The sequence below is a fragment of the Sulfitobacter sp. KMM 9851 genome, assembly GCF_057178245.1.
This window is the reverse complement of sequence record NZ_CM169991.1, coordinates 663035-687267: the sequence shown is the minus strand read 5'-3', so window position 1 is coordinate 687267 and position 24233 is coordinate 663035. Positions and strand designations below refer to the sequence as shown.

Annotated in this window: 19 protein-coding genes and 1 tRNA gene; 1 reads left to right on the top strand and 19 read right to left on the bottom strand. The window is 58.2% G+C overall.

Annotation, left to right across the window (positions count from 1 at the left end):
* Positions 1 to 94 precede the first annotated feature (94 nt).
* The 4 genes from tuf (AC1965_RS03300) to rpsL form a co-directional block, all read right to left on the bottom strand.
* On the bottom strand, positions 95 to 1270 hold the full coding sequence (gene tuf, locus AC1965_RS03300; RefSeq protein ID WP_483885875.1) for an elongation factor Tu: 1176 nt from the start codon (positions 1268 to 1270) through the stop codon (positions 95 to 97).
* A 90-nt stretch (positions 1271 to 1360) separates the two neighbouring features.
* The gene (gene fusA, locus AC1965_RS03295) at positions 1361 to 3487 is read right to left on the bottom strand and encodes an elongation factor G (RefSeq protein ID WP_483885874.1); all 2127 of its coding nucleotides are present in this window, start codon (positions 3485 to 3487) and stop codon (positions 1361 to 1363) included.
* Positions 3488 to 3552: 65 nt separating this feature from the next.
* Positions 3553 to 4023, bottom strand: a complete 471-nt coding sequence (rpsG, locus tag AC1965_RS03290; RefSeq protein ID WP_483885873.1) for a 30S ribosomal protein S7 — start codon at positions 4021 to 4023, stop codon at positions 3553 to 3555.
* Between the two features lie 89 nt (positions 4024 to 4112).
* Positions 4113 to 4484 carry a 30S ribosomal protein S12 gene (gene rpsL, locus AC1965_RS03285; protein WP_011570072.1) on the bottom strand — a complete coding sequence of 124 codons (372 nt, stop codon included), beginning with the start codon at positions 4482 to 4484 and terminating at the stop codon, positions 4113 to 4115.
* A 426-nt stretch (positions 4485 to 4910) separates the two neighbouring features.
* Between rpsL and AC1965_RS03280 the strand changes: the two genes are divergently transcribed.
* On the top strand, positions 4911 to 5714 hold the full coding sequence (locus tag AC1965_RS03280) for a putative rhamnosyl transferase (protein ID WP_483885872.1): 804 nt from the start codon (positions 4911 to 4913) through the stop codon (positions 5712 to 5714).
* Here AC1965_RS03280 and AC1965_RS03275 read toward each other — a convergent pair.
* The 15 genes from AC1965_RS03275 to AC1965_RS03205 form a co-directional block, all read right to left on the bottom strand.
* A complete protein-coding gene (locus AC1965_RS03275) occupies positions 5706 to 6575 on the bottom strand; it encodes a DMT family transporter (RefSeq protein ID WP_483885871.1) in 870 nt (289 codons plus the stop codon). The two genes, AC1965_RS03280 and AC1965_RS03275, sit on opposite strands and share 9 nt — an antisense overlap.
* Before the next feature lie 540 nt (positions 6576 to 7115).
* Complete coding sequence (rpoC, locus tag AC1965_RS03270; RefSeq protein ID WP_483885870.1) at positions 7116 to 11360, bottom strand: DNA-directed RNA polymerase subunit beta'; 4245 nt, start codon at positions 11358 to 11360, stop codon at positions 7116 to 7118.
* A gap of 97 nt (positions 11361 to 11457) precedes the next feature.
* Complete coding sequence (gene rpoB / locus AC1965_RS03265) at positions 11458 to 15597, bottom strand: DNA-directed RNA polymerase subunit beta (protein ID WP_483885869.1); 4140 nt, start codon at positions 15595 to 15597, stop codon at positions 11458 to 11460.
* A 302-nt stretch (positions 15598 to 15899) separates the two neighbouring features.
* The gene (gene rplL / locus AC1965_RS03260) at positions 15900 to 16271 is read right to left on the bottom strand and encodes a 50S ribosomal protein L7/L12 (RefSeq protein WP_483885868.1); all 372 of its coding nucleotides are present in this window, start codon (positions 16269 to 16271) and stop codon (positions 15900 to 15902) included.
* A gap of 74 nt (positions 16272 to 16345) precedes the next feature.
* Positions 16346 to 16861 (bottom strand): 50S ribosomal protein L10, encoded by a 516-nt coding sequence (gene rplJ / locus AC1965_RS03255; protein ID WP_483885867.1) that lies wholly within the window; start codon positions 16859 to 16861, stop codon positions 16346 to 16348.
* Positions 16862 to 17134: 273 nt separating this feature from the next.
* Positions 17135 to 17833, bottom strand: a complete 699-nt coding sequence (gene rplA / locus AC1965_RS03250) for a 50S ribosomal protein L1 (protein ID WP_483885866.1) — start codon at positions 17831 to 17833, stop codon at positions 17135 to 17137.
* 1 nt (position 17834) lies between these two features.
* Complete coding sequence (gene rplK / locus AC1965_RS03245; protein ID WP_483885865.1) at positions 17835 to 18260, bottom strand: 50S ribosomal protein L11; 426 nt, start codon at positions 18258 to 18260, stop codon at positions 17835 to 17837.
* Between the two features lie 165 nt (positions 18261 to 18425).
* Entirely contained in the window at positions 18426 to 18959 is a 534-nt protein-coding gene (nusG, locus tag AC1965_RS03240; protein WP_483885864.1) for a transcription termination/antitermination protein NusG, read from the bottom strand.
* 211 nt (positions 18960 to 19170) lie between these two features.
* Complete coding sequence (secE, locus tag AC1965_RS03235) at positions 19171 to 19368, bottom strand: preprotein translocase subunit SecE (protein WP_483885863.1); 198 nt, start codon at positions 19366 to 19368, stop codon at positions 19171 to 19173.
* A gap of 87 nt (positions 19369 to 19455) precedes the next feature.
* Positions 19456 to 20163 (bottom strand): hypothetical protein, encoded by a 708-nt coding sequence (locus tag AC1965_RS03230; RefSeq protein WP_483885862.1) that lies wholly within the window; start codon positions 20161 to 20163, stop codon positions 19456 to 19458.
* Positions 20164 to 20367: 204 nt separating this feature from the next.
* A tRNA-Trp gene (locus AC1965_RS03225) sits at positions 20368 to 20443 on the bottom strand.
* A gap of 85 nt (positions 20444 to 20528) precedes the next feature.
* On the bottom strand, positions 20529 to 21179 hold the full coding sequence (locus tag AC1965_RS03220) for a CatB-related O-acetyltransferase (protein WP_483885861.1): 651 nt from the start codon (positions 21177 to 21179) through the stop codon (positions 20529 to 20531).
* Between the two features lie 98 nt (positions 21180 to 21277).
* Positions 21278 to 21781 carry a GFA family protein gene (locus AC1965_RS03215; RefSeq protein ID WP_483885860.1) on the bottom strand — a complete coding sequence of 168 codons (504 nt, stop codon included), beginning with the start codon at positions 21779 to 21781 and terminating at the stop codon, positions 21278 to 21280.
* Positions 21782 to 22258: 477 nt separating this feature from the next.
* Complete coding sequence (tuf, locus tag AC1965_RS03210; protein ID WP_483885859.1) at positions 22259 to 23434, bottom strand: elongation factor Tu; 1176 nt, start codon at positions 23432 to 23434, stop codon at positions 22259 to 22261.
* A 113-nt stretch (positions 23435 to 23547) separates the two neighbouring features.
* Positions 23548 to 24126 (bottom strand): hypothetical protein, encoded by a 579-nt coding sequence (locus AC1965_RS03205; RefSeq protein WP_483885858.1) that lies wholly within the window; start codon positions 24124 to 24126, stop codon positions 23548 to 23550.
* Between the last annotated feature and the right edge of the window lie 107 nt (positions 24127 to 24233).

Sequence of the window (24233 nt, the reverse complement as noted above, 5' to 3'; positions counted from 1 at the left end):
CTGCGCCTCATAACCACTGAGTTGGTTCTCATCGCTCCCCAAGAGGAGCGACTGCCACCAACCCGGCGCAGGGGCTTGCGCCCCTACCCCGTGATCAATCAGTGATTTTGGAAACCACGCCGGCGCCAACAGTGCGGCCACCTTCGCGGATCGCAAAGCGCAGACCCTGTTCCATGGCGATCGGGGCAATCAGCTCTACGCCGAACGACACGTTATCGCCAGGCATAACCATTTCTGTACCTTCGGCCAGCTGAACTGTCCCGGTCACATCCGTGGTGCGGAAGTAGAACTGTGGACGGTAGTTGGCGAAGAATGGCGTGTGACGGCCACCTTCTTCTTTGGTCAGAATATAGGCTTCGGCTTCGAACTTGGTGTGCGGGTTCACCGAACCTGGCTTACACAGAACCTGACCGCGCTCAACGCCTTCACGTTCCACACCGCGCAGCAGGGCGCCGATGTTGTCGCCAGCTTCACCACGGTCCAGCAGTTTGCGGAACATTTCCACACCGGTACAGGTGGTTTTCTTGGTGTCGCGGATGCCGACGATTTCAATCTCGTCGCCTACGTTGATCACGCCACGCTCAACACGGCCGGTCACAACTGTACCACGACCCGAGATCGAGAACACGTCTTCGACGGGCATCAGGAACGGCTGGTCGATGGCGCGGGCCGGTGTCGGGATGTATTCGTCAACGGCAGCCATCAGCTTGCGGATCGATTCTTCGCCGATTTCAGGCTGGGTGCCGTTCATCGCGTGCAGAGCCGAACCAGGGATCACTGGCATGTCGTCGCCGGGGTAGTCGTACGAAGACAGCAACTCGCGGATTTCCATTTCCACCAGTTCCAGCAGCTCGTCGTCGTCTACCTGGTCAACCTTGTTCATGTAGACAACCATCGTGGGGATACCCACCTGGCGGCCCAGCAGGATGTGCTCGCGGGTCTGTGGCATTGGGCCATCAGCGGCGTTCACAACCAGGATCGCGCCGTCCATCTGTGCCGCACCGGTGATCATGTTCTTCACATAGTCAGCGTGGCCGGGGCAGTCGACGTGGGCGTAGTGACGGGCTTCGGTCTCATACTCGACGTGTGCGGTCGAGATGGTGATGCCGCGGGCCTTTTCTTCGGGCGCGCCGTCGATCTGGTCATAGGCTTTGAAATCGCCAAAATACTTGGTGATCGCCGCGGTCAGCGTGGTCTTGCCGTGGTCAACGTGGCCAATTGTGCCGATGTTGACGTGTGGTTTATTGCGTTCAAACTTTGCCTTACCCATGGGGAGGTCTCCTTGATTTAGTGTTGGGTGGTGGGCCAAAAACCCACCCTACGGTTTGGGTAGGGCGGGGTTAAACCCCCGCCATCCCGGTTATGCGTATTTGGACTGGATCTCGTCAGAGATGTTCTGCGGTACGGGTTCGTAGTGATCGAACTGCATGGTAAAGTTCGCACGGCCCGAAGACATCGAACGCAGGGTGTTGATGTAGCCAAACATATTCGCCAGTGGCACGAAACAGTCGATCGCGATGGCGTTGCCGCGCGTGTCCTGCCCCTGAACCTGACCCCGACGGGATGTCAGATCGCCGATGATGCCGCCGGTGTATTCTTCCGGTGTCACCACTTCAACTTTCATGATCGGTTCCAACAGTTTCGCGCCGGCCTTCTTCATGGCTTCGCGCATCCACTGACGGGCTGCGATTTCAAATGCCAGCACCGAGGAGTCAACATCGTGGAACTTACCGTCGATCAGCGCGACCTTGAAGTCGATGACCGGGAAGCCCGCCAACGGACCGGAATCCATGACAGATTTGACGCCCTTTTCAACGCCCGGAATGTATTCCTTAGGCACCGCACCACCAACGATCTTGCTCTCAAAGGAGAAACCTTCGCCCGGCTCTGTCGGCGTGATGATCATCTTGACCTCAGCAAACTGACCCGAACCACCCGACTGCTTCTTGTGGGTGTAGGTGTGCTCGGCTTCGCGCGAAATGGTTTCGCGGTAGGCAACCTGTGGCGCACCAATGTTGGCTTCGACTTTGAATTCGCGCTTCAGACGGTCCACCAGAATATCGAGGTGAAGTTCGCCCATGCCCTTCATAATCGTCTGACCGGATTCGATATCGGTTTCGACGCGGAAAGATGGATCTTCGGCGGCCAGACGGGCCAGACCAGCAGACATTTTTTCCTGGTCAGCCTTGGTTTTAGGCTCAACCGCGATTTCGATCACCGGATCGGGGAAGGTCATGGTTTCCAGAACCACAGGATCGGCAACGGAACACAGTGTGTCCCCGGTTGTGGTGTCTTTCAGACCTGCCAGCGCAATGATGTCGCCCGCGAATGCTTCGTCGATCTCTTCGCGGTTGATCGAGTGCATCATCATCATACGACCAACGCGCTCTTTCTTGCCTTTGGTCGAGTTCAGGAGCGTATCGCCCTTCTTCAACTGGCCGGAATAGATGCGGGTAAAGGTCAACGAACCAACGAAGGGGTCGTTCATGATTTTAAAGGCAAGGCCCGAAAACGCCATCGCATCATCCGCACGGCGCGGGATGCTACGTGTTTCTGTTTCGTCACCGGGTTTGAAGCCCATGTAATCAACAACGTCCAGCGGGCTGGGCAGATAGTCGATTACAGCGTTCAACAGTGGCTGCACGCCTTTGTTCTTAAACGCGGAACCACACAGAACCGGGATAAACTTGATGGCCAGCGTGCCCTTGCGGATCAGCTTGCGCAGCGTATCGACGTCAGGCTCGGCGCCATCCATCAGATAGTTTTCCATGGCTTCGTCGTCCATCTCGACCGCAATCTCGATGAGTTTGGCACGCCATTCGTCAGCCAGGTCTTTCAGGCTGTCGCGGATCGGCTTTTTGATCCAGCTTGCGCCCAGATCTTCGCCTTCCCAGACCCATTCTTCCATGGTCACGAGATCGATCATGCCTTCCAGCTCGGTTTCGGCACCGATTGGAATCTGGATAGGTGCAGGTGTCGCACCAGTGCGGTCCTTGATCATCTTCACGCAGTTGAAGAAGTCAGCACCGATCTTGTCCATCTTGTTGACGAACACAATCCGCGGCACCTTGTACCGGTCGGCCTGACGCCAAACGGTTTCGGTCTGTGGCTCAACACCCGCGTTGGCGTCGAGAACGGCAACCGCGCCATCGAGAACCGCAAGCGAACGCTCAACTTCGATGGTGAAGTCAACGTGGCCGGGGGTGTCGATGATGTTCATGCGGTACTTGGTGTCGGAAGTGGCCTCTGGTGTCGGCTCTTCCTGACGCTGCCAGAACGTGGTGGTGGCGGCGGATGTAATGGTGATCCCGCGTTCCTGTTCCTGCTCCATCCAGTCCATCGTGGCGGCACCGTCGTGCACTTCGCCGATGTTGTGGGATTTGCCGGTGTAGAACAGGATGCGTTCGGAACACGTGGTTTTGCCGGCATCGATGTGGGCCATGATGCCGAAGTTGCGGTAACGTTGGAGCGGATAATCGCGGGCCATGGGGCTGCTTCCTCGAGAATGTCAGTACGAATAAGTCGCGCCCGAAAGCGGGCGCGACAAATGAATTACCAGCGGTAGTGGCTGAATGCCTTGTTGGCGTCGGCCATCTTGTGCGTGTCTTCACGTTTCTTGACGGCTGTACCGCGCGACTGAACAGCATCCAAAAGCTCGCCTGCAAGGCGCTCTTCCATGGTGTTTTCGTTGCGCGAACGGGCCGCTTTGATCAACCAGCGGATCGCCAGAGCCTGGCGGCGCTCTGGGCGAACTTCAACCGGCACCTGATAAGTGGCACCACCGACGCGGCGCGAACGCACTTCGACGGAAGGTTGGATGTTTTCCAGGGCTTCGTGGAACACTTCGATGGGCGCGCGTTTGATCTTGTCTTCGACGCGGGTCATCGCGTTGTAAACAATACGCTCGGCGACAGATTTTTTGCCGTCGATCATCAGGTTGTTCATGAATTTGGTCAGAACCAGATCGCCGTATTTGGCGTCTGGCAGAACTTCGCGTTTTTCAGCGGCGTGGCGGCGTGACATGTTGCTGTCTTCCTCTTGGCGGGGGTGGCGCGTTGCACCACCTTACGTGTCGGGTTGGTCGGCGGGGGCATGCCCCCCGCCCGTGGCAATTACTTCGGACGCTTGGCACCATACTTGGAGCGGCGCTGCTTGCGGTCCTTGACGCCCTGAGTATCCAGAACACCGCGCAGAATGTGGTAACGCACACCTGGAAGGTCTTTTACACGACCGCCGCGGATCAGAACCACAGAGTGTTCCTGAAGGTTGTGGCTTTCACCTGGGATGTAAGAGATGACCTCAAAACCATTGGTCAGGCGCACTTTGGCAACCTTCCGCATGGCCGAGTTCGGCTTCTTGGGTGTGGTTGTGTAAACCCGTGTGCAGACGCCACGCTTTTGTGGGCACTCCTGCAGGTGCATGGATTTCGAACGTTTGATTTTTGGCTGCCGCGGCTTGCGGATCAGCTGTTGGATCGTTGGCATTCCGGTTATTTCCCCGTATCGCTCACATTGTGTACACGGGGGAACCCCCATGCGGTTAAATTCGGCTACTTCATGCGTCCACAAAGCAAAATGACCGCAACGTTCCCGTACCGAGGAAAACGACGCGGTGGGTTAACAGAGGATCGGGCCAGTATTAGGCCGGATCGTGACCACTTCAGTTATGATGTCGGATTGGCAGAGCGGCCTCCGCCTCCGAGATAGCGGGCGTATAGGATGTTGCCGGGGGGGAGTCAACAGGGGCGGGCAATAAGGGTCGCGGGCGGGGGGTGAGCACCAGCATGATGCCCAGCCGGCACGGGATCAAGCCGCAGGGCCAATTCCTCTCCCTCACACTCCGCCCTTGCCACCACAGGGTGTAACCTCCCATATTGCCACAGAATTTACGCGACATCGGAAGGTACCCTCATGCAAGCCATTGGCCTTTGCCGTTTCTCCTACCCTGCCTTGGGCGGTTTTCAGGTCGACCATGAGACCATTGAGGACCGAATCCAATATCTCTACGAGGAAAATCGGCTTGAAGAGCGCTTTCGCCTGCTTGAAACCGTTGCCCTACCCTGCCTGCGCGCCCAGACTGACCCTGACTTCAGCCTGATCATCGTGATCGGTGACCAATTTCCGGAACATCACGCAAAACGCCTTGAAAAGTTGGTCGCAGACCTGCCTCAGGCGCTGATTCACCGCGAACCACCCCGCAACCAGCGCGAGGTGATGAAAGAAATCCTGAATGATGCGCGGCTCGATCCAACCGAACCTTGCCTGCAATTCCGCTATGATGACGACGACGCCGTAGCGTTGGATTTCATTGCGAAACTGCGCAAGGCCGCGCAGGACAGTGCACCGATGCTGGCGGATTATAAAACCGTGGCCTTTGACTGGAACCGCGGCCATGTCGCCGAATTCGGGCCCGACGGCATTTCGACCGTCGAGATGTTTCGCCAATTCTATGTTGCGTCACTGGGGATGTGCATCAAGGGCAACTGCCCCCTGACCATCATGAACTTCGCCCATGAAAAGATCCCCCAGTTCATGCCCGCGATCAGCTTTTCCGATCCTGATATGTGGGTGCGCAGCCACAATGGCTATAATGATTCCCGGCAAAAACCGGTAAAGCCCGTGCCAGTGACACCGATCAGCGCAGAGGGCATCGCGATGTTCCGTGACCGCTTTGCCATCGACGTCGATCATGTGCGCCGGGTGTTTTCAGCCTGACAGCTTGACCTTGCGTTCGCGGTAGAGCGTGAAAATTCCCGTCCCCACGACAATGGCCGCGCCGATCATGGTCAACACGCCCGGCCAGTCGCCAAAGATGAACCAGCCCAGCAACAGCGCCCAGATCAGGCTGGTATACCGAAACGGCGCGACGAACGACACATCGCCCGTCCGCATAACCTGGATCGAAAAGAAGTACCCCCCAAGCACGAACACGCCAGAGCCTGCGATCAGCACACCAAGGTGTGGCGTGACAGGAGCCCAGGGCGCGCTGAGCGATGCCAACCCCGCCGCCGACATCACCGACAGCGCAGTCACCAGCGTGACCGTCATGGACGGCGCAGCGGGCGACAAAAACCGCGTCGACAAATCGCGCAGGGTGACACAGGCGACGGCAATCAGGGCGTAGACCGACCAGATGTTAAAGCCCTCGGCCCCCGGTTTCACGATCAGCATTACCCCGACAAACCCGACCACGATGGCCGACATACGCCGCCAGCCCACCGCCTCGCGCAGGATCACGGCCGATACCAGCGTCAGCGCCAGCGGCAAGACCTGAAGAATGGCCGTGACGTTGGCCAGCGGCATATGAAACAGCGCCGACAGAAAGAAATATGCGGCAGCAACCTCGGCAAAGGACCGCACGGCGATCACGCCCCAATCGCGTCTGCTGATGTCAAAGCTGATGCGGCCCATATGGCGGCCAAAACCTATTATCAGCAGCGATGTGATCGCCCCGCGCAGAAACAGCAGTTGAAACAGCGGCAATGCGCCATCGGTCATCTTCAGCAGGGCGTCATTGATCGTAAACGCGGCCATCGAAGCCATCATAAGCGATGCGCCGACCATATTGGGTGACATGAAACGCGCCTCCGGTGCGGGACTGGGCGCTACCGGAATGGGCCGCACCGCCATGAAAACCACTGGCAGCGGGTGCGAGGACTGTCAAGGAACGGTGCCACACGCGGAACGATATCAAGCGCGCAGCGCAGGGTTACCGCCTGCCCCCCACCGACGGGCGATGGCCCGCACCGTACGCACCCCTCACCCGATCTTAACTGCCAAACGCCATTCTCATCCCCGTTGCAACACCCGCCGGAGGGGCCATCAACCCACCCGGCGGCCCAAAGGACCAGAGGCGCGTGACCATCCGCGCCATATCTGAACGGTTCAGACATGCAGGGATAAAATCCTGTCTCATATATCCGATCTGGCGGCGCCGCCTTTTAAATGGGCTTCCCACGATCCACATCAAAGCTTTCGATAAACTGCACCGGGTTATTTCCCCAGTGCAGCGATAACGCGTGCCGCCGGCGCGGGCGCCAGCCAGCATCGGTAAAACGAAAAAGCCCCCGCATTTCACAATGCGGGGGCTTTTCTTTTTCAAATCAACCTAGGTGATCAATCGCGGCTTTCTTCGTCCACGATCGGCGTGCTGAACACATCGCCACCAACCACGTCGGCGCTTGGCACAGGGGCGGCCAGTGCGGCTGCGGCCTCGGCCTCTTCGCGGCGGGCTTCGATCACGACGTTGTCACGGTCCAGCGCCACTTTGCGCATCTGCTGGGTTGCCCCACCGGTACCGGCCGGGATCAGACGGCCCACGATCACGTTCTCTTTCAGGCCGACCAGTTTGTCACGCTTGCCCTGAACCGATGCTTCGGTCAGCACACGTGTGGTTTCCTGGAACGACGCCGCCGAGATGAAGCTGCGGGTTTGCAGCGACGCCTTGGTGATGCCGAGCAAGATCGGCTCGCCCTTGGCGGCACGGCCACCCTTCGAGATCGCCTTTTCGTTGGCTTGGTCGAACTCCTGCTTGTCGACGTGTTCGCCCTTCAGCAGCGTGGTGTCGCCGCTTTCCTGGATTTCCCACTTCTGAAGCATCTGACGGACAATAACCTCGATGTGCTTGTCGTTGATGCGCACACCCTGAAGGCGATACACGTCCTGCACTTCGTCGATCATATAGTCAGCCAAGGCCTCGACACCCATAATGGCAAGGATGTCGTGCGGCGCTGGGTTGCCGTCCATGATGTAGTCACCCTTCTGCACGAAGTCGCCTTCGGCAACGGGGATGTGTTTCCCCTTGGGCACCATGTATTCGACCTTCACGTCGGCATCTTCAGAGGACTCAATCGCGATACGGCGCTTGTTTTTATAGTCCTTGCCAAAGCGAACATAGCCATCGATTTCCGCGATGATCGCGTGATCCTTGGGGCGACGCGCCTCAAAGAGTTCCGCAACCCGTGGCAAACCACCGGTAATGTCCTTGGTCTTGGCACCTTCACGCGGGATACGCGCGATGATGTCACCGGCCTTGATCTCGGTCTGGTCCTCAACGGACAGAACCGCATCAACCGACATCGCATAGGTGATCGGGTTGCCCGCATCGTTGCGGACCGGCTCACCATCGTCACCCACCAGGATCACTTCCGGCTTCAGCTCGTTGCCCTTGGGGGCCGCGCGCCAGTCGATAACGATCTTCTGGGTCATGCCTGTCGCGTCATCGGTTTCGTCCTTGACGGCGATACCCGATACCAGGTCGACAAACTTGGTCATACCCGACTTTTCAGCGATGATCGGCAGGGTGTACGGATCCCATTCAAACAGCTTGTCACCGCGCACCACCTTGTCGCCGTCTTTGACGAACAGCTTGGTGCCGTAACCAACCTTGTGGCTCGACCGCTCATCGCCGTTTTCATCCACAATCGACAGCTTCATGTTCCGGCCCATCACCATGATCTCGCCTGCGGCGTTCTCAAGGGTCAGTGCGTTGTCGAACACGATCTTGCCGGACTGGCTGGCCTCAAGGAAGGACTGCTGGCCACCCTGTGCAACGCCGCCGATGTGGAACGTCCGCATCGTCAGCTGGGTACCGGGTTCACCAATGGACTGCGCCGCGATGATACCCACCGCTTCGCCTTGGTTCACCAATGTACCGCGCGCAAGGTCACGGCCATAACACATGGCGCAGACGCCTTCTTCGGCCTCACAGGTCAGAGGCGAACGGATACGCGCAGAGGCGACCGCCGCTTCGTCGATGATGTCGGCCATGCGTTCGTCGATGATGCTACCTGCGGGCACCAGCACTTCGTCGGTGCCGGGACGCAGGATATCATCGGCGTTTACACGACCCAGCAGACGTTCGGCCAGCGAGGAAACTACCTCACCATCGTTCACGGCTGCAACGGCGGTGATCGCTGTCTCAGTCCCACAGTCGTGCATACGCACGATGCAGTCCTGCGCCACGTCCACCAGACGACGTGTCAGGTAACCGGAGTTCGCTGTTTTCAGAGCGGTATCCGACAGACCCTTACGCGCACCGTGTGTCGAGTTGAAGTACTCGAGAACGGTCAGACCTTCTTTAAAGTTCGAGATGATCGGTGTTTCGATGATGTCGCCGTTCGGCTTGGCCATCAGGCCGCGCATCCCGCCGAGCTGCTTCATCTGGGTCACCGAACCACGCGCACCGGAGTGGGCCATCATATAGACAGAGTTCGGTTCTTTCTCGGACCCATCCTCATGGTAGGTGATGGCCGAGATGGAGCCCATCATCGCGTCTGTGACCTTGTCGTTACACTTGGACCAAGCATCGACAACTTTGTTGTACTTTTCACCCTGAGTGATCAGGCCGTCCATGTACTGCTGTTCAAAGTCCTTGACCTGCTCGCGGGTCTCTTCGACCAGCGGCCACTTGGAGTCCGGGATCAGCATGTCGTCCTTGCCAAAGGAAATCCCGGCCTTGAAGGCCTCGCGGAAACCCATGGTCATGATCTGGTCACAGAAGATAACCGATTCCTTCTGACCGCAATAGCGGTAGACGGTATCGATGACCTGCTGCACTTCTTTCTTGCGCAGCAGACGGTTGACCAGATCAAACGGTGCCTTGGCGTTCAGCGGCAGCAAGGCGCCCAGACGTACACGACCGGGGGTCGTGTCAAAGCGCATCATCACTTCGTTGCCTTCGGCGTCGATCTGTTTGATCCGTGCCTTGATCTTGGTGTGCAAATGCACCGCGCCGGCGTCGAGTGCGTGCTGCACTTCGTCAACCGATCCAAAGACCATGCCCTGACCAACCATGCCTTCACGTTCCAGGGTCGTATAGTACAGACCCAAGATCATATCCTGCGACGGCACGATAATCGGCGCGCCGTTTGCAGGGGACAGGACGTTGTTCGTCGACATCATCAGAACGCGCGCTTCAAGCTGGGCTTCCAGCGAGAGCGGAACGTGCACGGCCATCTGGTCACCGTCAAAGTCGGCGTTAAAGGCGGAACAAACCAGCGGGTGCAGCTGGATCGCCTTACCTTCGATGAGAACCGGCTCAAACGCCTGAATGCCAAGACGGTGCAATGTAGGCGCACGGTTCAGCATGACAGGGTGTTCGCGGATCACTTCGTCCAAGATATCCCAAACTTCGGGACGCTCTTTTTCGACCAGCTTTTTCGCCTGCTTCACGGTGGAGGACAGACCTTTGGCCTCAAGACGTGAGTAGATGAACGGCTTGAACAGTTCCAACGCCATCTTCTTGGGCAGACCGCACTGATGCAGCTTCAATTCGGGGCCGGTCACGATGACCGAACGACCCGAGAAGTCGACGCGCTTGCCCAAAAGGTTCTGACGGAAGCGACCCTGCTTACCCTTCAGCATGTCCGACAGCGACTTCAGCGGGCGCTTGTTGGCACCGGTGATGACGCGGCCACGACGGCCGTTGTCGAACAATGCGTCGACAGATTCCTGCAACATCCGCTTTTCGTTGCGGACGATGATGTCAGGTGCGCGCAGTTCGATCAGACGCTTCAGACGGTTGTTCCGGTTGATCACGCGACGGTACAGGTCGTTCAGGTCGGAAGTCGCAAAGCGGCCACCGTCCAGCGGCACCAGCGGGCGCAGTTCTGGCGGGATCACGGGGATCACGGTCATCACCATCCACTCGGGGCGGTTGCCGGACTCAAGGAAGGACTCGACCACCTTCAAACGCTTGATGATCTTCTTGGGCTTCAATTCGCCTGTGGCTTCTTTCAGATCGGCACGCAGCTGATCGGCTTCGGCCTCAAGGTCGATGGCGGCCAACATTTCGCGGATCGCTTCGGCACCGATATTGGCGGTGAAAGCGTCCATGCCGAACGCATCCTGCGCGTCCATATACTCTTCTTCGGTCATCATCTGACCATAGGTCAGGTCGGTCAGACCGGGTTCGATCACGACGTAGTTTTCAAAGTAGAGCACACGCTCCAGATCACGCAGTGTCATGTCCAGCATCAGACCGATGCGCGATGGCAGCGATTTCAGGAACCAGATATGCGCAACGGGCGACGCCAGTTCGATGTGGCCCATACGTTCGCGACGGACCTTTTGCAGCGTCACTTCGACACCACATTTTTCGCAGACAACGCCGCGATACTTCATGCGCTTATATTTGCCGCACAGACATTCGTAATCTTTGATCGGGCCAAAGATACGCGCGCAGAACAGACCGTCCCGCTCGGGCTTGAACGTCCGATAGTTGATGGTCTCTGGCTTTTTGATCTCACCAAATGACCACGACAAGATGCGCTCTGGCGAGGCCAGAGAGACTTTGATCTCGTCGAATGTTTTTGCCGGCGCAACGGGGTTGAACGGGCTGTTTGTAAGTTCCTGGTTCATTTTCAAATCCTTGATTTGGCGCGGTATTGGATGGGTAGCGGGCCGTTTTCTGTTGAAGAAAACGGCCCGGACTTTTTAGAAAAGTCCGGCTGTTCCGTTACTCATCCTCCTCCGCATCCAGGAGTTCCATGTTCAGGCCGAGGCCGCGGACTTCTTTGACCAGAACGTTGAACGATTCCGGAATACCTGCTTCGAAGTTGTCCTCGCCTTTGACGATGCTTTCATAGACCTTCGTCCGGCCTGCAACGTCATCCGATTTCACGGTCAGCATTTCCTGAAGGGTGTATGCAGCGCCATAAGCCTCCAAAGCCCAGACCTCCATCTCACCAAAGCGCTGACCACCGAACTGCGCTTTACCGCCCAATGGCTGCTGGGTGACCAGCGAGTATGGACCGGTGGAGCGCGCGTGGATTTTATCGTCCACAAGGTGGTGCAGTTTCAGCAGGTATTTCACGCCAACGGTCACAGGGCGGGCAAACTGCTCGCCTGTGCGGCCATCAAACAGCACCGACTGACCGGACGTATCGAACCCGGCCCGCTTGAGGCTGTCGTTCACATCCGCTTCCTTGGCACCGTCAAAGACCGGCGTTGCAATCGGCACACCGCGTGTGACGTTGCCTGCCGCTTCGATCAGCGTGTCCTCGTCCATGCCTGCGATGCCTTCGTCATAGACGTCGTCACCGTAGGCCAGGCTCATGGCTTCACGTACCGGGGTCAGATCGCCGGAGCGCTTATATTCCTGCAACGCTTCGTCGATGTTGATGCCCAGGCCACGTGCGGCCCAACCCATGTGGGTTTCAAGGATCTGACCGACGTTCATACGCGATGGAACGCCCAGCGGGTTCAAACAGAAATCGACAGGTGTACCATCCGCGAGGAACGGCATGTCCTCCATTGGCACCACTTTCGAAATCACACCCTTGTTCCCGTGACGACCGGCCATCTTGTCGCCCGGTTGCAGCTTGCGCTTCACCGCCACGAACACTTTGACCATCTTCATCACGCCTGGGGGCAAATCATCGCCACGGCGGACTTTTTCGACCTTGTCCTCAAAACGTGCATCCAAGGTCCGCTTCTGGATCTCGTACTGCTCGTTCAGGGCCTCGACGATTTTCGCGTCGTCTTCGTCCTCAAGGGCAAGCTGCCACCACTGACCACGTGACAACTGTTCATCGAGCACCTCTTCGGTGATCTGGCTGTTGGGTTTGACGCCCCGTGGCCCTTTCACCGCCACCTTGCCGAGGATCATCTGGCGCAGGCGCGCATAGATGTTCCGGTCAAGAATGGTCAGCTCGTCGTCACGGTCACGCGCCAGGCGTTCGACTTCTTCACGCTCGATCTGCAACGCACGTTCGTCTTTTTCAACGCCGTGGCGGTTGAACACGCGGACTTCGACGACTGTGCCGAAATCGCCCGGTTTCACACGCAGCGAGGTGTCACGCACGTCCGATGCTTTTTCACCAAAGATGGCGCGCAGCAGCTTCTCTTCCGGCGTCATCGGGCTTTCGCCTTTTGGCGTGATCTTACCCACCAGAATGTCGCCCGGCTCCACGTCCGCGCCGATGTACACGATGCCAGCCTCGTCGAGGTTGCGCAGCGCTTCTTCACCGACGTTCGGAATGTCGCGGGTGATTTCCTCTGGCCCAAGCTTGGTATCACGTGCGGCGACTTCGAATTCCTCGATGTGGATCGAGGTGAACACGTCATCGCGGCTGATACGCTCAGAGATCAGGATACTATCTTCGTAGTTGTAACCGTTCCAAGGCATAAACGCGACGACCACGTTCTTACCCAGTGCCAGTTCGCCCATGTCCGTGGATGGACCATCGGCAATCACCTGACCTTTTTGAACCGTCTCGCCCACCTTCACCAGCGGACGCTGGTTGATGCAGGTGTTCTGGTTCGAACGCTGGAATTTACGCATGCGGTAGATGTCCACACCCGCGTCACCCAGTTCAAGGTCCTCGGTGGCCCGGATCACGATCCGGCTGGCATCCACTTGGTCGATGATACCACCGCGTTTCGCCATATAAGCCGCACCGGAATCCCGTGCCACCACTTCTTCGATACCCGTACCCACCAGCGGTGCTTCTGCCTGAAGCAGTGGCACAGCCTGACGTTGCATGTTCGAACCCATCAAGGCCCGGTTCGCATCGTCGTTTTCAAGGAATGGGATCAGCGAGGCCGCAACGGAGACCAACTGTTTTGGGCTAACGTCGATCAGGTCAACCGATGTAGAAGGCGACAGCGTGTAGTCGCCCGACTTACGGGTCGACACCAGATCGTTCACGAACTTCATGTTTTCATCAAGGTTCGCGTTGGCCTGCGCCACAGTGTGACGCATTTCTTCGGTCGCCGACATGTACTGCACATCGTCCGACACCACACCGTTGGAAACCTTGCGGTACGGTGTTTCGATGAAGCCATATTTGTTCACGCGGGCAAAAGTGGCCAGCGAGTTGATCAGACCAATGTTCGGGCCTTCGGGCGTTTCAATCGGACACATCCGGCCATAGTGGGTCGGGTGAACGTCACGCACCTCAAAGCCTGCACGCTCGCGGGTCAAACCGCCAGGTCCAAGCGCCGACAGGCGACGCTTGTGCGTCACTTCGGACAGCGGGTTGGTTTGGTCCATGAACTGCGACAGCTGGCTGGAGCCGAAGAATTCGCGCACAGCAGCGGCGGCAGGTTTCGCGTTGATCAGATCCTGCGGCATGACGGTGTCGATCTCAACGGAAGACATCCGTTCCTTGATCGCGCGCTCCATGCGCAGCAGACCAACACGGTACTGGTTTTCCATCAGTTCGCCGACCGAACGCACCCGGCGGTTACCAAGGTGGTCGATATCGTCGATGTCGCCACGGCCATCGCGCAGGTCAACCAGCGCTTTGATACAGGCGACGATATCGTCACGATCCAGCGTGCGCTGTGTGTCAGGCTTGTCCAGCGCCAGACGCATGTTCATCTTCACACGGCCAACAGCGGACAGGTCATAGCGTTCGCTGTCAAAGAACAGCGTGTCGAACAGCGCCGAAGCGGCCTCGACGGTGGGCGGCTCGCCCGGACGCATGACGCGGTAGATGTCCATGAGCGCGGTGTCGCGGTTCATGTTCTTGTCCATCGCCATGGTGTTGCGCATGTAGGGGCCGACGTTGACGTTGTCGATGTCCAGCAACGGGATCTCGGTGACGCCTGCGTCGATCAGCTCTTTCGCGGTGCCGCCGATCAGCGTGCCGTCCTTGTCATATTCCAGCGTCAGCTCATCACCGGCTTCGACATAGATCGCGCCGTTTTCTTCGTTGATGATATCACGCGCAGCGAATTTGCCTACGATGTGCTCGAAGGGCAGCAGCAGTTCCGTGACCTTGCCTTCGTCCACCAATTGCTTGACGGCGCGCGGGGTCACTTTCTTGCCTGTCTCGAACAGGATTTCACCCGTGTTGGCATCGACAAGATCATAGGTCGGACGGGTGCCGCGGATACGGTCAGGGTAGAACGGTGCCACCCAGCCTTTGTTCTTCTTCAGCTTGTAGGTGACCGTCTTGTAATAGGCGTCCATGATCGCCTCTTGGTCCAGACCAAGCGAATACAGCAGGGTGGTTACAGGCAATTTACGACGACGGTCGATCCGGGCATAGACGTTGTCTTTGGCGTCGAATTCGAAATCGAGCCAGGAGCCGCGATATGGGATGATGCGGCAGGCAAACAACAGCTTGCCCGAGGAATGCGTCTTGCCCTTGTCGTGGTCAAAGAACACGCCGGGAGAGCGGTGCATCTGGGAAACGATCACACGCTCGGTGCCGTTCACAATGAACGTCCCGTTTGGCGTCATCAGGGGCATGTCGCCCATGAACACGTCCTGTTCCTTGATGTCCTTGACGGATTTGGCGCCCGTGTCCTCGTCCACATCAAACACGATCAGGCGCAGCGTCACTTTCAGTGGCGCGCTGTAGGTCATGTCACGTTGCTGACATTCCTCAACATCGTATTTGGGTTTTTCCAGCTCGTACTTGACGTATTCAAGCACGGAGGTCTCGTTGAAATCCTTGATCGGGAATACCGACTGGAAAACGCCCTGGATGCCGTCACCATCGGTGGGCGTCTCGGCATCGCCGGAGTTCAGGAACAGATCGTAGGATGATTTTTGAACCTCGATCAGGTTCGGCATCTCCAGCACTTCGCGGATTTTGCCATAATATTTACGCAGACGCTTCTGGCCAAGGAAGGATTGTGCCATGTGTCGTGTCACCTTTCGTGTCTCTTGCCGAGTGCTGCAACCACCGGGGCCGTGGTAGCGCACCCATAAGAGCGAAAAATCCGGGATCAATTCTTGGAGTGCGTCCCACCGCACCCCTTCCGATCATGTGGACCTCTCCAGATAAATGTTCCGCAGCCAAATCAGCTGGCGAAACATTTATCAAAACAGGTCAGGCTGGACAGGGTTTGTCCCCGTCCAGCCCTTGTTTATGTGGGGTAATTCGGAATTGTGAAAACTCCGACCCGTTCTCTTGAAAAGAAAACGGTCCCCGAAAACCGGCCTTAGGCCAGTTCGACTTCTGCGCCAGCTGCTTCCAGCTTGGCTTTGACTTCTTCGGCTTCGGCTTTGTCGACGCCTTCTTTGATTTTGCCGCCAGCTTCGACCAGATCTTTGGCTTCTTTCAGACCAAGACCGGTGATGCCGCGCACTTCTTTGATCACGTTGATCTTGGAGGCGCCCGCGTTCTTCAGAACGACGTCAAATTCAGTTTTTTCCTCAGCAGCTGCACCAGCATCTGCAGGACCAGCCATCATCACAGCGCCACCAGCGGCGGGCTCGATGCCGTACTCGTCTTTCAGGATTGTTTTCAGTTCTTGTGCTTCAAGCAGGGTCAGACCAACGATCTCTTCTGCCAGTTTTTTCAGATCAGCCATGTTTAGCTCTTTCCGTTACGATATGTGTGTTCCAACGCGAGTGTTCAACCCATGCGTCAGCTTGACGATTTGCTTTACGCAGCCGCCTTGTCCTCGATGGTGGACAAGATGGATGCGATATTGCTTGCAGGTGCGCCAATGGCCCCGGCGATGTTCGATGCTGGTGCGCCCAACATACCCGCGATGGTGGAGATAAGCTCCTCCCGCGAAGGCATCTTGGACACGGCTTCGACACCGGCGATGTCCAACGCGTTCTCACCCATAGCGCCGCCGAGAATCATTAGCTTAGGATTCTCTTTGGAAAATTCCTGGGCCACCTTGGCTGCTGCCACGGGGTCTTCGGAATAGGTCAGAACGGTCATACCCGTCAGAAGGTCAGCAATGCTTTCGCATGGCTTGCCCTCAAGGGCGATCTTGGCGAGCCTGTTTTTGGCAACACGCACGGCCCCACCGGCAGCGCGTGCGCGCGCCCGAAGGTCCTGCATTTCAGCAACTGTCAAACCGACGTAATGGCTAACCACAACGACGCCAGAGCTTTCAAAGATTTGGCCGAGTTCGTCGACCAACTGTTCTTTTTGTGCTCTATCCACAGTTTCACTCCAAATTTGGGGGTTGCCCCCCGGCTCAGTTCAGGATGCGGATACTCTGCATCCCATTCGGGTCCAATGAAGGGTCCCGGCCAAAACCGCCCGAAGGCAGAATTTTTCCGGTTTCCCATCTCAGGAAGGAATTATTCAGGCTGACGCCTAAACCCTCCGTCTCGGACAGACGCGCGGGCCGATACTCTGGCCGTTGCGTATCTGGCGGGCGAACCCGCCAAATCTCGGGTCGCAAGGCGGGCCGCTGGGGCCCACCCTACGTAATCACTCAGCGGCTGCGTTATCCACGGCCACGGAAACACCAGGGCCCATTGTCGAGCTCAGGTTGATCTTTTTCAGGTACGCGCCCTTGGAGCCGGATGGCTTTGCCTTGGACACAGCGCTGACGAATGCGCGGATGTTTTCGACCAGCTTGGCTTCGTCAAAGGACAGTTTGCCAACGCCTGCATGGACGACACCGCCCTTTTCAGCTTTGAACTGCACTTCGCCGCCCTTTGCCGCTTTCACAGCATCGGCCACATCCATTGTTACCGTGCCCACTTTGGGGTTCGGCATCAGGTTGCGGGGGCCAAGGACCTTACCCAGACGGCCAACGATTGGCATCATGTCCGGGGTCGCAATGCAGCGATCAAACTCGATCTTGCCGCTTTGAACGATTTCCATCAGGTCTTCTGCGCCAACGATATCTGCGCCAGCCTTTTGGGCTTCTTCAGCTTTGGCACCACGGGCGAACACAGCAACACGCATGGTTTTGCCGGTGCCGTTTGGCAGGCCGACAACACCGCGGACCATCTGGTCTGCGTGGCGTGGGTCAACGCCGAGGTTCATGGCGATCTCAATGGTCTCATCGAACTTCGTCTTTGAGTTTGCCTTGATCAGCGTGACAGCTTCTTCGACTGTCAGGTCTTCTTTGCCTGCAAATGCTTCACGGGCGGCGCGGGTGCGTTTACCAAATTTTGCCATCTTACTTCACCTCAATGCCCATAGAGCGGGCGGAGCCCAGAATGATCTTCATTGCGGCTTCAACGTCGTTGGCGCTCAGATCGGCGGCTTTTGCTTCTGCGATTTCGCGCAGCTGCTTGGTGGTCACGGTACCAACAGTTTCACGGCTGGGCAGTTTCGCACCAGAGTTCACTTTGGCCGCTTTTTTCAGGTAATACGACGCCGGGGGCGTCTTGATGTCCATGGTAAAGGACTTGTCCTGATAATAGCTGATCACGGTTGGGCAAGGCGCACCTGGCTCCAGATCCGCGGTCTTGGCGTTGAACGCCTTGCAGAATTCCATGATGTTGATGCCGCGCTGACCCAATGCTGGGCCGACGGGTGGGGACGGGTTTGCTTGACCCGCTTTCACTTGCAACTTCATCGTACCGACGAGCTTCTTGGCCATTGGCCTTCTCCTTTTTCATCGGCGGGCCGAGGCCCACCCTATCGAACCACAAGCGCGCCTGCGGTCCATTCTCTAGCGTGGTTCGGTCTGACTGCGCGCAGCCTCGCCTCCCACAAACGATCGGCACCGGAGTGCCGCAAGGTGGGCGCGAAGCCCACCGCTCACTCACATCTGTTTGTTGACCTGAGTAAATTCCAACTCGACCGGGGTTTCCCGGCCAAAGATCGACACCGACACCTTCAAGCGCTGGTTGTCCTCGTCGACCTCTTCGATCATGCCATCGAAATCTTCGAACGGGCCATCGGCCACTTTGACCTTCTCGCCAATTTCGAAGTGGATCAGCGTACGTGGCGCATCTTCGCCTTCCTGCACGCGACCCAGGATCGCCTGAACTTCTGCATCGCGCATCGGCATCGGACGGCCCTGTGGCCCCAAAAATCCGGTAACGCGGTTGATCGAGTTAATCAGGTGATAGCCCTTGTCCGACATTTCCATGTGAACCAGCACATAGCCGGGCATAAAGCGACGTTCGGTTGTCACCTTCTTGCCGCGACGCACCTCGATCACCTCTTCGGTGGGCACCAACACTTCGTCAATCTGGTCCTCGAGTTGCTGCTCAGCAACCGTGGTGCGGATCTGTTCGGCGATCTTCTTTTCGAAGTTCGACAGGACACTGACCGAATACCAACGTTTTGCCATCTGAACTCTGGTCCTTGCCTTGCGACGCGCGGGGTGGTCCCGGCATCAAAATTAGTCTTTTATCACGGGCAGTTACCCGCCCCGCCTGAACAAAAAATCGGCGCGCAACACGAATCGCCGCACGCCCTTTTATCAGGTCAGGACTGCGCAATAGCCCGCGCGCCCAAAGGTTTCAAGGGTTTAAAGAAGAATTACTCACACCCGGCCAGACTTAGCCGAACATCCCCAGCACCGACTGCAAGCCGCCACGGATCAAGATATCAACCAGTGCAAAGAACACCGCCGTGAGTGCCGCAAGGATAAACACCATCACCGTGGTCAGCAAAACCTCACGCCGCGTCGGCCATACGACCTTTGCAACTTCGGCACGGACCTGCTGAATGAACTGAAGCGGATTGGTGGTGGCCATGACATATTTCCCTATTGCCGGATTGGGCGGATGTAACGGCTCTGCGCCACGGATTCAAGGCCGCTGTGCAGGGCGCGGGCGCGACGGTCAGCCTTCGGTTTCGCGCAGGGTGTCAAAGCGGCGATCCAGAGATGCGTCGTGGCGCGCCTCTGCGGCGGCCAGTTCGCCAAAGTCCGGCAGATAAAGCCCATCCACCGTCCCTTCGGGAAAACGGTCCAGCACGGCGTCCCATTTCATGGCAAAGGTATCAAGCTTGCTATGCAGGCGGGCTGAATGTTCGGGTCGGCGCCGGGCGTACCAACGCCCCAGCGCCATGGTGCGGTGCCAAAAGCCATCGTAGCCAAGAATCAAGAACACACCCAGGAAAACGAACAGCCCCAAAAGCAGCATCCCAATCATCAACCAAGGCCGGAACAGCACCAGCAGACCAAAGCAGGTCCACATAATGTGCTGCGGCGTCGGACGATAGCCGAGCACCCGCGCCTTTTGTTGTGTCACCCAGTTGCCGATGGTTGCACGCAACCTGCTGGTCGGGCGCGGTGCCGCGACAGGATCGGGTGCGGCAAGGGGCGGCAGTGCGGCCTTTCCCGTTGCACGGCGCGGCGCCGCCGTAGGCGTCGCAGAGGCGGGCGGTGTGGCCACGGCGACAGCAGGCGCTGGGGTCGCGGATTCCTCCGCCCCTTCGGATTGCGACGCCAACAGCGTGCGGATCGCGGCCAATGACTGCGGGTCAAGCTCGGGCGCGGTCGCATCTGCTGGCACTGTTGGGGTCTGTTGGTCTGGTTGGCTGGTCATCTGCATCTCTCTCGACAGGTTGCCTCAGCCATACGGCTTCAATCCGACAGTCACTTGGCGCAAATGTGGCAAGATCGTGGTGCCTGGCCGCCTGCGGCGCGTTGCAGCGGCAGATAGCGCAACCGACGACGTCGCAAACCCGCTGTTAACACCGATATGCGGCCCCGAAACGGGCACCCACTGCGATCAAAACTGAAGGAAAATTGGCAGGGGCTGAGGGACTCGAACCCACGACCCTCGGTTTTGGAGACCGATGCTCTACCAACTGAGCTAAACCCCTATGCCGGGGGTTTGGGTAGTCGCAATTTGCGGGGTGATCAAGGGGGATTGCGACGATGCGGCGCAAAAACTCTGCCCCAAGGCCGTCAGACCCGCGCCAATGCTGCCACATCACCACCGCAAATCAGGGCCTCATGGGCCAGAATGCGGTCGATCGGCCAATCCCACCAGGCGATGGCCTGCAATTGTTGGGCGGTGGCGGCGTCAAACCGGGGGCGGATGACCCGCGCTGGATTGCCTGCAACGATGCTGTAGGCAGGCACCCTGCCCGCCACGACCGCGCCCGCGCCGACGATCACCCCATCGCCGATATGCGCCCCCGGCAGGATGCGCGCGCCCTGCCCGATCCAGACATCATGGCCGACCACGGTATCGCGCCCCGGCGCAGGCATTGACGCGCGGCCCTGTCTGTCGCCGCCAAAAATCGCAAAGGGGAAACTGCTGATCCCGTCATGGCGGTGATTGGCCGAGGCGGTGATAAACTGAACCCCGTCCGCGATCTGGCAGAACTTGCCCAAGATCAACCGTTCGGGGCTGAAGTCGAACAGATAGGGAGCCAGACGCGCCGCCCAGTCCTGCGGCGGTTCAAAGGCGCTGGCATAGGTATAGGCCCCGACCACCATGCGCGGATGGTCAATGACAGCACAGAGGAACACCGTGCCGCGATGCGCCGTGCCATCGGACAGCGTGATCGGGAACCGGGTATCGGGTGTGGGGAATGTAGCGGAATCGGGCATGATAAATCCTATGGTCAAAGTTGGTGTTGGCTTTGATCAGGACTTGTTCATGGCACCCTCCATTGGTTGGCAGCAGTTTAGCGCAGCGGCCTGCGGGGTTAAATGGTTTTGTGTCGAGGCGCACCGATGACATGCGGAGTGCCAAATACCTGCGGGTCAATCGGCGTGCCGTCATTCTGGGTCGCGTGTTCCGTAAATGTGTTGATCCCGGCAGGAACGATAGTGCCACGCTGCGCCACGCCGAGAAAGATGTGCTTGGCATTTCCGGGGCTCACGTCAAACCAGTTCGGATCGTCAAATGTGCCCGCATAGACGCCAATAACCCCGACAAAGCGTTCAAACGTCAGGAAGAGCTTCGTGCCGCAGGTATCACAAAAATGCACATACACCTCTTTGCCGCTGCCGGTTGAAACATGGGTATAGGTCTTGGGGGTGCCCGCCGTGACGGAGATATCGCCCGCGTCAAAGATCGGCTCGACCATAAAGGCGCTGCCCGTGGCGCGCTGGCAAAAGGTGCAATGGCAGATGGTAACCCGGCCCGGCGCTGCCGCCGCCGAGTATCTGATGCCGCCGCAAAGGCAGCCTCCCTGGGCAATCGACATGGCGTGTCTTTCCGGTTGTGAGAGGGGGAAAGTAGCACGGAGCGGGGAAAACAGCCTAATCGTTTTTGGTGAAGGGCCATCGCCTGCCCGTCGCACCAAAGGTGCGCCATCATGTCAGCGGCACGCCTTCGGCGTGACGGGTGGCGATGCTCTCGGGTGATCTGTCCCGATTTATGCCGCAACCATAGCGCACCCTATCAAACTAGAACCATGCCTCACCAAATCGCTTTCCCGTCGCACCGCAGGTGCGCATTAGATCGAACGGCGGGCAGGCGATGGCCCGGCGCCTGCGGCTTGTCCCGGGCGGGGTGGTCATGTTGGCGGTCACGCAAAAAGGCCGCAGCGTGTGCTGCGGCCTTTTGTATTTCATAACAGCCGTGTGCTGCGCATCATAACCACTGAGTTGGTTCTCATCGCTCCCCAAGAGGAGCGACTGTCACCAACCCGGCGCAGGGGCTTGCGCCCCTACCCCCGTGATCAATCAGTGATTTTGGAAACCACGCCGGCGCCAACAGTGCGGCCACCTTCGCGGATCGCAAAGCGCAGACCCTGTTCCATGGCGATCGGGGCGATCAGCTCTACGCCGAACGACACGTTATCGCCTGGCATCACCATTTCTGTACCTTCGGCCAGCTGAACTGTCCCGGTCACATCCGTGGTGCGGAAGTAGAACTGTGGACGGTAGTTGGCGAAGAATGGCGTGTGACGGCCACCTTCTTCTTTGGTCAGAATATAGGCTTCGGCTTCGAACTTGGTGTGCGGGTTCACCGAACCTGGCTTACACAGAACCTGACCGCGCTCAACGCCCTCACGTTCCACACCGCGCAGCAGGGCGCCGATGTTGTCGCCAGCTTCACCACGGTCCAGCAGCTTGCGGAACATTTCCACACCGGTACAGGTGGTTTTCTTGGTGTCGCGGATGCCGACGATTTCAATTTCGTCGCCAACGTTGATCACGCCACGCTCAACACGGCCGGTCACAACAGTACCACGGCCAGAGATCGAGAACACGTCTTCGACGGGCATCAGGAACGGCTGGTCGATGGCGCGGGCCGGTGTCGGGATGTATTCGTCAACGGCAGCCATCAGCTTGCGGATCGATTCTTCGCCGATTTCAGGCTGGGTGCCGTTCATCGCGTGCAGAGCCGAACCAGGGATCACTGGCATGTCGTCGCCGGGGTAGTCGTAAGAAGACAGCAACTCGCGGATTTCCATTTCCACCAGTTCCAGCAGCTCGTCGTCGTCTACCTGGTCAACTTTGTTCATGTAGACAACCATCGTGGGGATGCCCACCTGGCGGCCCAGCAGGATGTGCTCGCGGGTCTGTGGCATCGGGCCGTCAGCGGCGTTCACAACCAGGATCGCGCCGTCCATCTGTGCGGCACCGGTGATCATGTTCTTCACATAGTCAGCGTGGCCGGGGCAGTCGACGTGGGCATAGTGACGGGCTTCGGTCTCATACTCGACGTGTGCGGTCGAGATGGTGATGCCGCGTGCCTTTTCTTCGGGCGCGCCGTCGATCTGGTCATAGGCGCGGAAGTCGCCAAAATACTTGGTGATCGCCGCGGTCAGCGTGGTCTTGCCGTGGTCAACGTGGCCAATTGTGCCGATGTTGACGTGTGGTTTGTTACGTTCAAACTTTGCCTTTGCCATGGTGGCGCCCTTTGTATTGAGGGGCCCCGACGGGACCCGAACCTTATCTGGCGGGCGATGTATTGGGTCTGGCCGGTAAAATCAAGCGCGAGTTGGCAGAAGTTGCACGGTTGTCACTCCGCCGCGACAACCGCCTGCGTCGTGGCATCTGCCTGCCCGCTGAACCAACCCTCTTCCTTGTTCATCTTGACCAGATAATTCTCGATCGACTTGGCGACATTCTGGCTGAGGTTTTTCAGCTGCTCTTCGGCGGATTTGGTATAGCCCGATCCGACAACCGGACCCTGGTCAAATGATTCCAGCACCGTGATCTGGTGCGGTTTTTCCGTCAGCTTCTTATTTTTGGCATCATCCCAGACCGTCAGATTGATGATCAGAATCGATTTAGGCGCAAACACCAGCGGGATACCGGGCTGGGCAAGGACGTATCCCTCGACGCTCATGCCAAAGTGGTACTTGCGGCTGCCATTGTAGCGGCTGAACCGCTCGGCTGTGGCGTCGCTCAGCGCCTTGGCCAGCACCTCTTTGCTGACCTCGCGGCTCAGCGGGCCTTTGACCGCCTTGGGCGCCACAGCGATATTATGGTGAAGGCTGAAATCGCCCAGCGGCACCGCCGGTTTGTTCAGATCCGCCGCCCCATTGCAGGCAGCCAGCATGGCAACGGTCATCAACACGGCAAGTACACGGATCATCAAGACACCCCCCAAAGGCGTTAAAGTCCGCTCCGCGATACCCCATGCCGACAAGCGGTGCAATCATTTGCCGCGTTGGCAAGACCGGGCCGCGACCCTATCTTGAG

What these genes read in the sequence shown, in the direction of transcription:
- rpsL (WP_011570072.1), bottom strand. Translation starts at nt 4,484, where the DNA reads ATGCCAACGATCCAACAGCTGATCCGCAAGCCGCGGCAGCCAAAAATC.
- AC1965_RS03220 (WP_483885861.1), bottom strand. Translation starts at nt 21,179, where the DNA reads ATGCCCGATTCCGCTACATTCCCCACACCCGATACCCGGTTCCCGATC.
- rpoB (WP_483885869.1), bottom strand. Translation starts at nt 15,597, where the DNA reads ATGGCACAATCCTTCCTTGGCCAGAAGCGTCTGCGTAAATATTATGGC.
- fusA (WP_483885874.1), bottom strand. Translation starts at nt 3,487, where the DNA reads ATGGCCCGCGATTATCCGCTCCAACGTTACCGCAACTTCGGCATCATG.
- AC1965_RS03275 (WP_483885871.1), bottom strand. Translation starts at nt 6,575, where the DNA reads ATGTCACCCAATATGGTCGGCGCATCGCTTATGATGGCTTCGATGGCC.
- rpsG (WP_483885873.1), bottom strand. Translation starts at nt 4,023, where the DNA reads ATGTCACGCCGCCACGCCGCTGAAAAACGCGAAGTTCTGCCAGACGCC.
- rplK (WP_483885865.1), bottom strand. Translation starts at nt 18,260, where the DNA reads ATGGCCAAGAAGCTCGTCGGTACGATGAAGTTGCAAGTGAAAGCGGGT.
- rplL (WP_483885868.1), bottom strand. Translation starts at nt 16,271, where the DNA reads ATGGCTGATCTGAAAAAACTGGCAGAAGAGATCGTTGGTCTGACCCTG.
- rplA (WP_483885866.1), bottom strand. Translation starts at nt 17,833, where the DNA reads ATGGCAAAATTTGGTAAACGCACCCGCGCCGCCCGTGAAGCATTTGCA.
- rpoC (WP_483885870.1), bottom strand. Translation starts at nt 11,360, where the DNA reads ATGAACCAGGAACTTACAAACAGCCCGTTCAACCCCGTTGCGCCGGCA.
- AC1965_RS03205 (WP_483885858.1), bottom strand. Translation starts at nt 24,126, where the DNA reads ATGATCCGTGTACTTGCCGTGTTGATGACCGTTGCCATGCTGGCTGCC.
- tuf (WP_483885859.1), bottom strand. Translation starts at nt 23,434, where the DNA reads ATGGCAAAGGCAAAGTTTGAACGTAACAAACCACACGTCAACATCGGC.
- tuf (WP_483885875.1), bottom strand. Translation starts at nt 1,270, where the DNA reads ATGGGTAAGGCAAAGTTTGAACGCAATAAACCACACGTCAACATCGGC.
- AC1965_RS03280 (WP_483885872.1), top strand. Translation starts at nt 4,911, where the DNA reads ATGCAAGCCATTGGCCTTTGCCGTTTCTCCTACCCTGCCTTGGGCGGT.
- nusG (WP_483885864.1), bottom strand. Translation starts at nt 18,959, where the DNA reads ATGGCAAAACGTTGGTATTCGGTCAGTGTCCTGTCGAACTTCGAAAAG.
- AC1965_RS03215 (WP_483885860.1), bottom strand. Translation starts at nt 21,781, where the DNA reads ATGTCGATTGCCCAGGGAGGCTGCCTTTGCGGCGGCATCAGATACTCG.
- AC1965_RS03230 (WP_483885862.1), bottom strand. Translation starts at nt 20,163, where the DNA reads ATGACCAGCCAACCAGACCAACAGACCCCAACAGTGCCAGCAGATGCG.
- secE (WP_483885863.1), bottom strand. Translation starts at nt 19,368, where the DNA reads ATGGCCACCACCAATCCGCTTCAGTTCATTCAGCAGGTCCGTGCCGAA.